The sequence below is a fragment of the Sphingobium sp. FW305-3-2-15-F-TSA7 genome (genome assembly GCF_058787155.1).
The window spans coordinates 1-13,724 of sequence record NZ_JBYSZM010000023.1 but is presented as its reverse complement, the minus strand read 5'-3'; the positions used below and the strand labels follow the sequence as shown (position 1 = coordinate 13,724).

General features: G+C 56.1%; 12 protein-coding genes. 10 read left to right on the top strand and 2 right to left on the bottom strand.

The window, feature by feature from the left end:
* The first annotated feature begins 105 nt into the window (after positions 1-105).
* The 3 genes from AC3WN8_RS18060 to AC3WN8_RS18050 all read left to right on the top strand — a co-directional run bounded on the left by AC3WN8_RS18060 (position 106) and on the right by AC3WN8_RS18050 (position 3,419).
* A complete protein-coding gene (locus AC3WN8_RS18060; RefSeq protein WP_492670857.1) occupies positions 106-2,610 on the top strand; it encodes a putative bifunctional diguanylate cyclase/phosphodiesterase in 2,505 nt (834 codons plus the stop codon).
* A gap of 62 nt (positions 2,611-2,672) precedes the next feature.
* Positions 2,673-3,026, top strand: coding sequence for a hypothetical protein (locus tag AC3WN8_RS18055; protein WP_492670856.1), 354 nt, complete (start codon positions 2,673-2,675; stop codon positions 3,024-3,026).
* 243 nt (positions 3,027-3,269) lie between these two features.
* Complete coding sequence (locus tag AC3WN8_RS18050) at positions 3,270-3,419, top strand: hypothetical protein (RefSeq protein ID WP_492670855.1); 150 nt, start codon at positions 3,270-3,272, stop codon at positions 3,417-3,419.
* Positions 3,420-3,440: 21 nt separating this feature from the next.
* Here AC3WN8_RS18050 and AC3WN8_RS18045 read toward each other — a convergent pair whose 3' ends face one another.
* Entirely contained in the window at positions 3,441-4,403 is a 963-nt protein-coding gene (locus AC3WN8_RS18045) for a LysR family transcriptional regulator (RefSeq protein WP_492670854.1), read from the bottom strand.
* A 137-nt stretch (positions 4,404-4,540) separates the two neighbouring features.
* On the opposite strand from AC3WN8_RS18045, the gene AC3WN8_RS18040 reads away from it, so the two are divergent.
* From AC3WN8_RS18040 to AC3WN8_RS18010, 7 genes are all read left to right on the top strand, one after another.
* Positions 4,541-4,867 (top strand): UrcA family protein, encoded by a 327-nt coding sequence (locus AC3WN8_RS18040; protein WP_492670853.1) that lies wholly within the window; start codon positions 4,541-4,543, stop codon positions 4,865-4,867.
* A gap of 367 nt (positions 4,868-5,234) precedes the next feature.
* Positions 5,235-5,852, top strand: a complete 618-nt coding sequence (locus AC3WN8_RS18035; protein ID WP_492670852.1) for a hypothetical protein — start codon at positions 5,235-5,237, stop codon at positions 5,850-5,852.
* A 786-nt stretch (positions 5,853-6,638) separates the two neighbouring features.
* On the top strand, positions 6,639-6,902 hold the full coding sequence (locus tag AC3WN8_RS18030) for a hypothetical protein (protein WP_492670851.1): 264 nt from the start codon (positions 6,639-6,641) through the stop codon (positions 6,900-6,902).
* A gap of 86 nt (positions 6,903-6,988) precedes the next feature.
* The gene (locus AC3WN8_RS18025; RefSeq protein WP_492670850.1) at positions 6,989-7,333 is read left to right on the top strand and encodes a hypothetical protein; all 345 of its coding nucleotides are present in this window, start codon (positions 6,989-6,991) and stop codon (positions 7,331-7,333) included.
* 338 nt (positions 7,334-7,671) lie between these two features.
* Positions 7,672-8,313 (top strand): discoidin domain-containing protein, encoded by a 642-nt coding sequence (locus AC3WN8_RS18020; RefSeq protein ID WP_492670849.1) that lies wholly within the window; start codon positions 7,672-7,674, stop codon positions 8,311-8,313.
* Positions 8,314-8,360: 47 nt separating this feature from the next.
* A complete protein-coding gene (locus AC3WN8_RS18015; protein WP_492670848.1) occupies positions 8,361-10,097 on the top strand; it encodes a hypothetical protein in 1,737 nt (578 codons plus the stop codon).
* Positions 10,098-10,153: 56 nt separating this feature from the next.
* Positions 10,154-12,805: an RHS repeat domain-containing protein gene (locus tag AC3WN8_RS18010; RefSeq protein WP_492670847.1), complete on the top strand. Its 2,652-nt coding sequence runs from the start codon at positions 10,154-10,156 to the stop codon at positions 12,803-12,805.
* 255 nt (positions 12,806-13,060) lie between these two features.
* On the opposite strand, the gene AC3WN8_RS18005 is transcribed toward AC3WN8_RS18010, so the two are convergent.
* Positions 13,061-13,724: hypothetical protein (locus AC3WN8_RS18005; RefSeq protein ID WP_492670846.1), on the bottom strand; the 664-nt coding region annotated here is incomplete at its 5' end.

Here is a 13,724-nt window from a genome sequence, read left to right as displayed (position 1 = left end):
GGATCACCGATCAGGATTAACCGTCCATGCACCCTGATATCATTTAGCGCGTTTAGCTTCTCTTCAGCATGGCGGGCCTAACGACCCAGACGCGAAGGGAGCCGAGTGTCCGTACGTAACATCCTGCCGATCCTGTTCCTGCTTCTCGCGGTCCTGTGGCCGGGGGCGGCATCGGCGGAAAGCGTCGAACTGCGGTCGCATTTCTGCCATGCGAACGCGCCGGCGGATCGCGCGCCCGATGCGCAGACGGTTCGCGGCCTGACCTTCGATTGCAGCGGAAGCAAGGCGGCCGGCTATCACGACCGCTGGCTCTGGCTGCGGCTCGATACCACGCGGCTCGCCGGCGCGGATGCGGCCGGGATGGCGGCGCTGCCGGTAAGATGGCGCCTGCTCATCGATCAGGCGCGTTTCGACCGGATCGCGATCGTGGTCGTCGACTCGCATGGGCGCAGCCAGGAAATCGTGCGGGCGGCCGGCGATCTCGACAAGAATTGGGCGCCTGGCGGATTGCAGCGCTTCATCGTCGACCAGGCAGGCCGTGACGTCCGGCAGATCCATATCGGCTATTTCAAGCTCGCCGACCTAGGCCTGATGCGCAAGGTGACGGCGGCGAGCCCGGAAACGGCCAAAAAGCTGAGCGATCGCTGGCTGTTGCTGATGGGCCTTTTCAGCGGCGCGTTGCTGTCGGCCTTCGCCTATAATCTGGTGATCTATATCGGCCATCGCCAGGTGTTCCAGCGCTGGTATCTCATCTGGGCTGCCACCGTGCTCGCCTATGGGCTGATCTGGACCAATGTGATCGCGCTGCTGCTGCCCGGATTCGTCGGGCCGGTCGCGGTTCGGCTCGACTTCATCCTGGTCGGCATCATGATCGGCACCGGCAACGTCTTTTTCCTGGCGGTGGTCGAAGAGGGCGTGTTGCCGCAATGGCTGCATCGGGCAGGCCGCGCGCTGGCGCTGATCGGAATATTGCTCGGCGCCGCCGCATCGGCTGATCAACTGCTTCCCGCCGCCCTGATGGACCGGCTGATGAATTACGCCATCCTGGCGAGCGCGATCTCGGTGTTCATCGGGGTCTGCTACGCGATCCGCCGGGGCAGCCGCATCGTCTGGTTCTATCTGCTGGGCTGGACGCCGGTGCTGATCATCTTTGCGCTGCGGCTGGCGCGCAATCTGGGTTTCCTGCCGCAGAACGATCTGGTCGATCTGGCGACCTTCGCCACGCTCGCCTTCGAATCGATCGCATTGTCGCTCGCCATCGCCGATCGTTTCCGCCTGTTGCGGCGCGAACGCGATCTGGCCGAACAGGCGCGCGCCGCGATCACGATCGAAAGCGAGACGCTGCGCCGCGCCGCGCAGACCGATTTCCTGACCGGCCTGGGCAATCGCGCCTCCTTTCAGGCGGCGCTGCGCACCAGCATGGAATCGACCGCGCGCGGCATCCAGCTGTATCTGATCGACGTCGACAATCTGAAGGAGATCAACGACCGGCTGGGCCATGACGGCGGCGATGCGCTGCTCGTGCATGTCGGCGAGATGCTGAACGGTGCGGTCGGCGCCGACGAACATGTGGCGCGTATCGGTGGCGACGAATTCGCGCTGATCCTGACCCGGGCGGACGAGCGGCGGATCGCCGAAATCTCCGAAACGCTCGACATCATGCAGGGCGAGATCTGGACGCATGGCGGGCGGAGCTGGGCATTGTCGCTCAGCATCGGCATGGCGCGCTATCCCGAGGACGCGCTCGATGCGGACCCGCTCTACAAGAATGCCGATCTCGCCTTGTACGAGGCGAAGCAGCGCGGGCGCCGTCGCCTGCATCGCTACGATCCCAGCCTGCGCGCGGAGATCGATCGCAGCGCCGCTCTGGCGCGCGACGCGCATCTCGGCCTCGAGCGCGACGAATTCGTCCTCCATTATCAGCCGATCGTCGCGCTGGAGAGCGGCCGGCCGACCAGTTACGAAGCGCTGCTGCGCTGGCAGCATCCCGAACATGGCGTGTTGACGCCGGCGGTGTTCGGCAGCGTGCTCGTCGATCCCAAGATCGGCACGGCGGTACAGGATCGTGTCCTCTCGCGCGTGCTTGCGACGCTGGCCGAGCGCCCCGACGAGATGCCGGCGGTCGCGATGAACTTCACCGCCGCGCAGCTCGACGGCGCACACGCCGCCCGCCGCCTGCTCGACCGGCTGGAGAGTGCCGGCGTCGCGCCCGGCCGGCTGTGCATCGAGGTGACCGAGGATATCGTGCTCGGCCGTTCGGTCGATGCGATGAGCGAAGCGCTCCACATGCTCCATGATGCCGGGCTTCAGATCGCACTCGACGATTTCGGCACCGGCTATGCCTCGCTCATCCATCTGAAGCGTATGCCGATCGACATCCTCAAGATCGACCGGTCCTTCATCCTCAGCCTGTTCGACGCCGACGGCAGCAGCGAGGCGATCGTGCGCGCGATCATCGGGCTCGGGCAGGGGCTGCGCAAATCGGTGATCGCCGAAGGGGTCGAAACGGCCGCCCAGCGCCGGCGGCTGATCGAGCTCGGCTGCGTGCTCGGGCAAGGCTATCTGTTCGCGCGGCCCGGGCCGCTGACGGAGGCTCGGGACGGTCGTTAAGACCTGTCGTGGCATAAGGCGGATGACGGCGCCACTGCCGCCGCCAATGTCAGGAATCACCCATGAACGCCGGATTTGTTTCGACGACCGTGTCACGCCGCGATGCGGCCGATGTCGTGTTCGATGGCAGGATCATCGCGACCATCACCGGCAACAAGGACGATCGCGGCTGGAAGGAGCTTTCGCTGTTCGAACTGAGCGATACATCCTGGCTGGCGGTGACCAAGGATTGCACCGACGGCCCCGAAATGGACAGCGGAGAGGTCTTGCTGATCCAGGCCGAGCGCCCGTCGAACATGCAGATCAAGGCAATGACATTATGGGGCTGGTCCTGGCTCGCCAAGGATCTCGCGAAGAATGCGGGCTGGGACGTGCGCGAACGGATCGGCCGCCCCGATCGCACCGCCGCGCTTTAGGGGCTGATCCGTCGAGGTTGAGCACCTCGCATTGTCATTCCCGCGCATGCGGGAATCCAGCTCCTTCTTCCTTCTGATGCTTCACGGAATAGCTGGATTCCCGCATGCGCGGGAATGACACAGGTGCTTCAATCCAGCTGGATCTCGCTCCAGCCTGGTGCGGGCGCGCAGGCCGTGTCGTACCGCTGCTTGCCACGCCCTGCCATGGGGTCCATGCGCATGGAGACGCGGAGGAGAAGCGGAATGGGACTCGACGAAACCTTGGCGCTCGAAATCTGGAAGGCGCTGCGCGGCCGACCGATCAACGATACCGAGATTGCGCGGGAGATCGCGGATTATCGGCGATGCCTGGACGCGGTTCGCGCGGCGGACGCCCAGCGCAAGCCGGACTGATCCATAACCGGAGCGGGCGGGTCAGGCTTTTGCGTCTTCCGCCGCGGGCATGATCGATCCGGGCGCCATGCCGATCGCGGCCTGCTCCTGTCTGCGCGCGATCTGGGTCAGCCGTTCGCCGACGAAATCGAGCACCACTCGCACCCGGGGCGTATGACGCAGCCGTTCATGGGTGAGCAGCCAGACGCCGCGTTCCACTTCTTTGGGAATCGGGATGCAGCGGATCAGTTCGGGATCGGTATCGGCGACGAAGCAGGGCAGGGTGGCGAGCCCCATGCCCGATCGCACCGCGGAGAGCAGGCCGGTCGGCGAATCATGATGGATGGCGACGGTGTCGACCAGGCCATATTGTTCCAGCCAGGCGCGGTAGATGCGCCAGACGCCCTTGCCGCCGCCGCCGATGATCACATGATCGATCATATCGCGCGGGCGGCGCGGGGTGCCATGACGCGCGGCGTAATCGCGGCTGCAATAGACCGTCCAGGGTTCGTCGGCGACGCGGCGGCCGACCAGTCCCGCGCCTGACGGGCGTCCGGCGCAGCGCAGCGCGATATCCGCCTCTCCCGCCTCCAGGTCGCGGACCTGTTCGCTGGTGTCGAGCTCGATGCGGATCGCGGGATGCGCCTCACGCAGATCGCGCAGGATCGGCGCCATGATCGTGACGGCGTGGATTTCCTGCATGGTCAGGCGCACGGTGCCGCTCGCCTCGCGGCCATGCGATCCGGCATCCTCGGCAAAGCGATGCGCGGCCGCCTCCACCGCTTCGGCGCGTTCGAGCAGCGCCTCACCGACCACGGTCAGCACATAGCCGGCCTGGCGCCGTTCGAACAATGTCACGCCCGCCGCCGCCTCGAGCGCGGCGACCCGGCGCGCGGCGGTGGTCTGGCTCACGCGCAGCGACTTTCCGGCCGCAAGCGTGCTGCCCGTGCGCGCGACGGCGAGGAAATAGCGAAGGTCGTTCCAGTCGAGCATCTGCGGCATCATGCCCCGATCGCGTGCACAGGGCATTCTGCAATAATGCAGCATCGCAGTGCAACATCGTTGTTCACGCCTGCGTGCCATGCCGGTGTATATCGGTCGGGCCGGACAAGACCGGCAACTCAGACAGAATGGAGACGGTCATGAAGACCTTGCTAGCGCTCTCCGCGCTTGCCGGAGCCCTGTGCGTGGCGCCGGCCGCCGCGGCCGAAACCCGCCACCCGCCCGTCGTCCGCGCAGTCGCGCATGGCGACCTCGACCTCAACACCGCAAAGGGGCGCCAGAGCCTCGATCGTCGCATCGAGGTCGCGATCGCGACGGCATGCGGCGACGCATCGAGCGCCGATCCGATGGGCTGGAAAGCGATCCAGCGCTGCCGCATCGATGCGGCGGACCGGGTGACGGCGCAGCGCGACGGCGTGATCGCCGCGGCACAGCGATCGGGGAGCGCGCGCATCGCCGCGCAATGAGCGCGGGCCACAGATGGTTCGAATGCGAAGACGGCGCAAGCGGCACGATGTCGCTTGCGCCGTCTTCGCATTTGCGCCTCAGCCGGAACGAAACGGATCGTGGAGAGAAACCGAAAGCGGCGGGCCATGATCCCCACCGGATATTCTGAAACGCCGGTTTGCTCATATCCTTGCCTGGGTTCTTTTGGCCGGCGGCGCGAATATCGAACATAAAAAACTATGAACCTCCAATATGGATCATATTGTCGATCGGGATTCAAATTATCTGCCTTGATGAAACAATCTCCATAATGATCAATGGCCGTATTCGAGCCGAAGCGGGCGTGGACGAAACATGAAAACAGGCCGATGGATTGGCGATCGACATATGGAAGTCGGCAACGCCTTTGACAGGCGGGCAAACCTGGATCGAACGACGCCCATTCATTCGAAGCCGGTACCGCATACGCTTTCTATCAAGAATGTGGTGCTCGGAACGGTGCTGCTCTGCGTTCCCTCGCTCTCCAGCGCGGATCCATCCAGGACCGTTTATACCTATGACGGTTTGGGCCGGGTAAAAACCGTGTGCGATGCCCGGCCTGCGAGTGGCGATCTGCCCGTATATACCTATGATGCGGCCGGAAATCGGCAGGCCTACTCGCACAGCAGGACGGAACAGTTGCTGTTGGCGGATACCGGCATCTTTTCACCGAACGGCAAATTCCAGTTCAGGATGCAGGCCGATGGCAATCTGGTAGCCTATGGTAATTTCGGCTCGGGCTGGACTCCGCTTGGATGGCCCACCAACACCGTCGGATCCGGTACGAATGCGGCGGCATTCCAGAGCGATGGCAATCTCGTGCTCTATACCGGATCCGGTTCGGTCTGGTCATCGAACACATATCAATATCATTGTGCCACGATTTCCGTTCAGAATGACGGCAACGTCGTGATCAAGGATATCGCCGGAAATATCGTGTGGCAGACCAATACTGGCGGACATTGACTATCATCGAATTACCCTAAAATCCGCCCAGGCCTTTGGGCAGTCACCGTATATCTCGGAAATTTCGGATTTTCCGGAGTTGTCGGCATCATTTCTCTGTCGATCATCCGAATCTGGATAAGAAAGTATAAACCTCCGATGTGGACCATGTTTGTCGATCGGATTTAACATTTTATGATTGCTGAAACCACATTCTCTGTGATCATTGATCATATTCGAATCTAATCGGGGGGACGGAGCATAATGGCTCGTATTGATCTGGACAGATATACGCATGCCGCTCGAAAATCCCATATACCCGAAAATATCCAATATATCTGAAGAACGGAGATTCAGAAATGAAGATTTCGATATTGAGATTGTCCCTATTGACTGCTTCTCTGTCGGCTTTCGTTCCGGCATATGCGTCCGATCAGACAGGATCTGTTACCAACACTGCGTGGGCTGGCGGGCGTTTCTTCTTCTCTCTCAGCGGTTCCAGAACCGCTACGCCATCTTGCTCATGCTGTAATCGTTGGGAAATATCGCCCAGTACCGACGGCAACAGGACGCTGATTGCCATGATTCTCACTGCTCAAGGTACAGGAAAACCGGTCATCATTTCGGGATCCGGTGCATGCGTCAGCGGATCGAATGACACTGAAGGCGTAGCTTATGGCCAAGTCGGTAGTTAAGCGATCGGATTGGAGAATAGGTAGAGAATAGAAATGAACGTCCGAAAATATTCGACGTTGATTTATAAATCGTCAATAAAAACTTCTATGACAAGATTGGAGGAGATCATCGATGCGCAATCTCATCATGGTCGGTACCATCGCGGCTCTGGCGCAGATTTTACCCGTCCATGCAAATAGCACCACAACCTACACCTATGACGCGCTTGGGCGTCTCGTCGCAACGAGCAACACCGGAACGTCCAATAACGGATTAAGCACGAATATTGAATATGATAGTGCCGGTAATCGGAAGACATATCAGGTTTCGGGCGCTGCAAGCAGGGTTATTGTGGTGCCATTGAACGGTTTTACCGTGATTAAAATGCAAAATTAGACGTCACGTGGGCAGGAATACGTCTTCGCAAGGGAATTCCTGCATCGATTAAATGACTTATCTGTTGTAACGAGTGGAGTTTGAGTATGAGTTGGAAGAAATATCTTGTCATGGCTTTGGCAATGACTTCGCAGTCCGCATATGCATCCACCTCAAGCAATGGCATGGTGCAGGGCTTCGTCACGCTCTCCGGCGGTGTCGTGCTCGTCTATTCCAATGGAACCAGAACGGCCCCGCCGGCTTGCTCGAATACGAGCTTTACCCGGCGTTGGGCCTTCGACGGAACCACGACGAAGGGGCAGGCCATGCTCAGCATTCTGCTGACGGCCCGCGCGATGAACGACCCGGTATCCCTTTACGGAACGGGTACGTGCAGCCTGCTTGGAGACGCGGAAACGATCGACAGCATCGTGACCAACAATCTTCAGTGACCTGACGGCCCGTCCCTCGCAGAAGCTTCAGATTCCATCGACCGAGCTGTGTGACGTGCGATGGGCTTGTCACCGACATGTGGACGGTCGGCGCTGCGCTTGATGATGCAGTGAACCGATCTGCTGCTCCCTGCCTATGAGCGGGGTCGTTCAGGTATCTGCTCGGCGGCTGGGGCGGCAAGCATAATTGCAGCCGGGCACTCGGATATCGATCCTAAAAAAGTATAAATCTCCAATATGGATCATGTTGTCGGTTTAGGTTGGAATAATTTCCATTGCGGAAAAGACGTTCATGATGATCAATAGATTTATATGAATCGAAACAGGCGCGGGGGAAAATGGAAAGCAGATCGATCCGTCTAGGCGTGTTGCCTATATCTTTAATTCTAGCGACGAATACGGCGTCAGGCAGTGAAACCGTCACTTATGTCTATGACCCACTAGGGAGGCTGGTGTCTTCATCGACGTCGGGCACGGTGAATAACGGCTTGTCGGTGACGGCGACCTTCGATCCTGCGGGAAATCGATCTAATTATGCGGTGACGGGCGCGGCCAGCACGCCGACAATCATCACGCCGACGACTTACTCAGCGAGTTCCAGCTATACCACTTACACCGGTTTGTCCGGCGCGGGTGCGGGCATGCGAGACGCGGTCTATAATTCGATGACCAGCGTTCACGGGACCAACAGTGGTGCCAACGAATGGGTGATGATGGATCTGGGTTCGGCCAAACCGGTCGGCAAGGTGGTCCTGGTTCCCATCGACTCCAGCTTCAGTGGAGGGTGGGGGCCGACATATCTGGACACCGCGGCGCTGGAGCGATCGGATGACGGCAGCAGCTGGACCTTGGTCACGACCGTATCCGGGACTGCGGATGGAGTTAAGACCGAATTCACGGTCGGCGCGACCACGCGATATTTGCGGGTTCGAAAGAATAGTTGGCTCGGTGTCGGCGATTTTCACGCAATGACACCATAATATATCGATCTGTATTATATCTTTTCACGAATCAAACGGGCGGTATTATGAATTATAAAAGGTCATCGAGGGCATTTGCTTTAAAAGTAGCTGCCATGTCGTGTGGAGTTGTATTTTCATCATCTTCGCTCGAAATTCGGGCCCAGTCCTTGAATCCTCCGCAGAATCCTGCGGTGGATGAGAATAGTGTTAATATTCCTAACGGAGATATTCAGCTCTCGCAAAGGGACATATCGATCGGGCCAGACGATAAGTTTGGTATATATTACGAGAGATATCTAAGCGGTGGACAATGGAGGGACAATTTTTTAAACGAAATTGTAACGGAGCAATTTTTCTCCGGTGATGTATTCACATATGCAAAATTCGGAAACTACTACGAGCCATTCTCTCTGGGCGGCCCTATGTCGGCAACTGGATCATTTTCTACCAGAACTTTCGTGCAACTGAAGGATGGTACTTACATTAGTTATAATGATCTGTTCTACTCATTTGGACCGGATTCAACGGGATATGGAAAAGATTGGAATATTTCCGATTATCGTCAGAGTAAAAATGGCGTAAGATGGAGTATTCATCACAAGAAAGCGACGATTGGGGGGATACCGGTATTCAGGATTCAATCAGTAACAACAAATACAGGTTATCAGTTAAAAATCAACTATAAAACATCGGCTACAACAAATATACTTGATTGGAGAACGATCGTATCGGTAACTGCAATTAATAATGCATATGAATATTGTGATCCAAGCGCGGATTCTTGCAGTTTAACTGGTCCATGGAAATCTTCCAATTACCCTGCGGGGTTCTTGCCGGATGCTCTTTCTACATATGATGCTGTGGATGCATCGGGCAATACGACAAAGTATGTATTCGATGGAACGAACATTAAAATAAGAACCTCGGACAGTTCATATGATAATATTGTATATGCCTACCCATATGTTGGAAATATATGCGGATCTTCGAGATATTGTCCAACAAACAACGGGAGAATGGTATCATCTGTAAATATTAATGGAAAATCCATTACATATTCGTATGTATATAATTCATCAACGGACAAGATAACTCTATCAAAAACTGGATCACTGTCACTATCCGACACATATGTTATAGATCCTGCTTTCGGTGGTATAAGTAGCTACAGAAATTCTCTGCTAAAAACAAAATCATACACCTATAATAGCGGAATTATAACGAAGGAAACTTTCCCTGAGGGGAACTATGTGTCCATCGTTCCTGATATGTCCGGAAATCCAACGCAGACGATTGCGCGTGCGAAGAGCGGATCGGGGCTTGCTGACTTGACCGAGGCGCGTAGCTTCGGGCCCTGCGCGCAGCCTACATCCGTTACGGACGCGCGTTCCAACGTGACGACCTATACCTATTCGACCGCTCATTGTGGGGTCCTGACCGAAACGGGGCCTTCCGTTGGTGGAATAGCGCCGGTCAAGCGCTATGCTTATGCGGAACGTTATGCGTGGATCAAGAACAGCGCGGGAAGCTACGTCCAGGCGGCAACGCCTGTCTGGCTCAAGACCGAGGAGCGAACCTGCCGCACCACCGCGACCGTCAGCGGCGCTTGCGCCGGCGGCAGCGCGGATGAGGTCGTTACCGCTTATGATTATGGACCGAACAGCGGCCCGAATAACCTCCTGCTCCGGGGCATAGCGGTTACATCAGGCGGTGCGACGCTGCGTACCTGTTATTCGTATGATGTATACGGAAACAAGATCAGCGAAACTAAGCCGAGAGCTGGCCTGACCAGCTGCCCATAATAAGCGCCACCCATGCGGGCGAGCGATCTTCATTCATATCATAAAGGGGATAGGCGATGGTACGTCATTTGGCGTTGCTGCTGCTGGGTAGTGCGGCGTTGCCGCAAATTGCGATGGCGCAGACCAGCGCTTCGGACTTTACAACGGCATATCGTTACGACGCGATGCGGCGGATAACGGGAACGATCAGGCCCGATCCCGACGATACCCGCCCGATCAAATATGGCGCTGAGCGCAATACCTATGATGGTATGGGGCGCCTGAAAAAGGTCGAGAAGGGGGAATTGGCGGCGTGGCAGTCCGACGCGATCGCGCCATCGGCCTGGTCGAATTTTACGATCTTCCAGATCATAGAAACCGAATATGATAATCGTGGTCGCAAGACCAAGGAGATCGTGAAGGATGGCGCTTCTCCCTACGCTTCGTTGAAAGTGACGCAATATAGCTACGACGCGCTTGACCGGCTGGAATGCACGGCGGTCAGGATGAATCCAGCGGTGTTTGGCAGTCTGCCATCTAGCGCTTGCGACATGGGTACGCGCGGAACGGGCAGCGGGGATTTCGGACCAGATCGGATCACGAAGAATATCTATGACGCCGCAGGCCAGTTGCTGCAGATTCGTAAAGGTGTTGGAGCGACAAGCCCTGCCCTTGAGCAAGCCTATGTTACCTATGGCTATAGCGACAATGGTAAGCAGCGCTTCGTGGTGGACGCCAACGGGAACAAGGCGGAATATGTGTATGATGGCTTCGATCGTCTGTCCCGATGGAAATTTCCTTCGCAGACTTTGCCATCGTCCTTCAACCCTTCGACGCCTGCCAATGCGCTGTCGACGTCGGGGGCGGTCAGTTCGAGCGACTATGAGGAATATGGTTATGATGCCAACAGTAACATAACTTCGCTCAGAAAGCGGGAGGGGCTCAGCTTCGGCTTCACATATGATGTTTCAAACCGTATGACGATCAAGGTGGTTCCCGAACGATCGGGCTTGTCAGCTACGCATACGCGGGATGTTTATTATGAATATGATTTGCTCGGGGCGCTGACCAAGGCGCGTTTCGACAGTATCAGCGGCGAGGGCATCACCAACGAATATGACGGTTTTGGTCGATTGAAGAAAGCCATCGTCAATATGGGCGGATATAGTCGAGCTCTCGAATACGAGAATGATCCGAACGGAAATCGTTGGCGTGTCAAGCATCCGGATGGAAATTACTTTGACTACGCGTTCGATAAGCTTGATCGTATGTATTATGCAAATCAAAATAGCGGGCTTGGACTTTTTGAAACTGCTTTCAATAGCAAAGGGCTAACTTCGACGACGCATCGTACCAATAATAATCATAGTGTATACGCTTATGATGCGGCTTATCGTCTGAAGGATCTGGCGAACGCGTTTATCGGTAGCACTGGGACCGTCGAATATACCTATGCCCGAAATCCGGCCGACCAGATTATCAACAAGGTGCGTAATAACGATGCTTATGCGTATCTGGACAATGTGAATGTCAGCCGCGCCTATACCAAAAACGGCCTCAATCAATATCTGACGGCCGGTGCGGCAACGTTCGGCTACGACGGCAACGGCAACCTCGCTTCCGATGGCACGTCGACCTATGTGTACGATCTGGAAAATCGGTTGGTCTCTGCGAGTGGAGCGGCCAGTATCGGCCTTCTCTATGATCCGTTTGGGCGCCTGTTCCAGATCAGCGGCGGCAGTGCCGGAACCACGCAGTTCCTGTATGATGGCGATGCGCTGGTCGCCGAATATTCGAGCACGAATACGGTTCTTCGCCGTTATGTTCATGGTGCAGGGCCCGACGAGCCATTGGTCTGGTATGAGGGATCGAGCCTTTCGGCGCCGAAATATCTCCATGCCGATCATCAGGGCTCGATCACAGCGATCGCCAATGCGGATGGCACGCTTTCGACGATCAATAGCTATGACGAATATGGGATTCCTTCATCTGGGGCAGTCGGCCGCTTCCGCTACACGGGGCAGGTCTGGCTCGACGAGTTGGGGATGTACTATTATAAAGCCCGGATGTATTCTTCGACATTGGGAAGATTCATGCAAACAGATCCAATCGGATATGACGATCAAATGAATTTATATTCATATGTTGATAATGATCCTTTAAATATGGTTGACCCAACAGGAGAGAAAGAAGAATGTCGAGTTAACTCAGAAGGTATCATGGTCTGTACGGATGATGAAGATATAGTTGTGGTCGGTGATAGGAGTTCAATAACTTCTGATTCAGATTTTCCAAGTTTTAGTGATATTTTTTCTGGAGCAAAGGTTCTGTATTGCTCGCTTCCATCTATCGGATTGGGAGGCACTGCCAGTGGGTATGCGGGATTAGGGGGGGGTGTTTCATTGGAGGTAGCCTTCGATCCAAAAAGTGGTGTGTTCGGAATATCTGGTGGACTCAATGTTGGTGTCGGAATAGGAATTAGTTCATCTGTAACCGGTACGTCTGGCAGGGGCGTGTCTAAGGGCTGGTCTGGAAGTGTGGGAGCCAATGCAAATGCACGTATTCCCGGAATGAGGGGAGGGGTCAGTGCAACTTTAATAGATAAAAAAGGATTTAATCCGAAATTCAATGGTGTTAATGGTGGTTTTGCTCCTGGCGTTGGAGCAACGATTAATGCAAATGCAACTGTAAGAGGCGGTGTGGCGGTTCAGGTTATGCCATCATGTTAAAATCAAAGCTTGGAATAAAGATATTATTTTTCTTAGGTAAGATATTCTCAGTATTGCTGATTTTTGAGTTTATTGTGTTTAGAACATGTTGGTCATTTATTGTAATATTTGTAATTTCTGCTTATGTGCTGTTATTTTTTAGATGTGCGAACTGTGGAATATCGATCGCAGACAGTAGAATTTTTCATAAGTTGAAAAACGATCTGAATTTTCTAGAGGTGTGCCCGAACTGCGGGAATAGCATGTTTGATGAGGCTAAATTGAGAAATGATGATAGTTCATAAAGACTAGATATAATATTACATTATTCGGAGTTTTTATCGAATCCGCAAGCCGTACGATCTGATCAATACCCGCTGCTTCAATACGCAAAGCGGCACCGGCTTCGGCCTGACCTTGCGCAATCGACGAACCAGGCTCACCAAGCGCGCTTGCCAGTCTCGGAAGCAGGCTATCTTTCCGGGGCTCTGACAGGCCAGAACTGAAGGTGAAGACGTCTCCCAGGCATGTGGCCGAGGCTTCAGGTCCACCGCCTAGCGCAATGCTCAGTTCTTCAAAGGACGAGACAATCCGCCGCGCACCGCGATAAGCACCCAGCCGATCCAGAATGATCCGCCGCTGTCCGGCCGCCACACCAAGCCCCATCAGCGCCCGATCGATGCGCTCCAGCGATGCCTCGTTGATATCCAGCCGTCCGCTCTCGCTCGACATGCGCACCTGGATCGCATCCGTGCCGATCCGCACGCTGCCATTCGCCGGCAGCAGCCACCATTGGCTGCGCACGCCGTTGAACAGCCGGTCCGCCAGCACCGTTTCCACGGCACCCTCCGCCAGCAGCTTCCGCGACAGCGCCTTGCCCGCCGCATCGGCGTCGGTCGCGCGCGACATGCCGCGCAGCATCAGCACCGCGACGATCGCG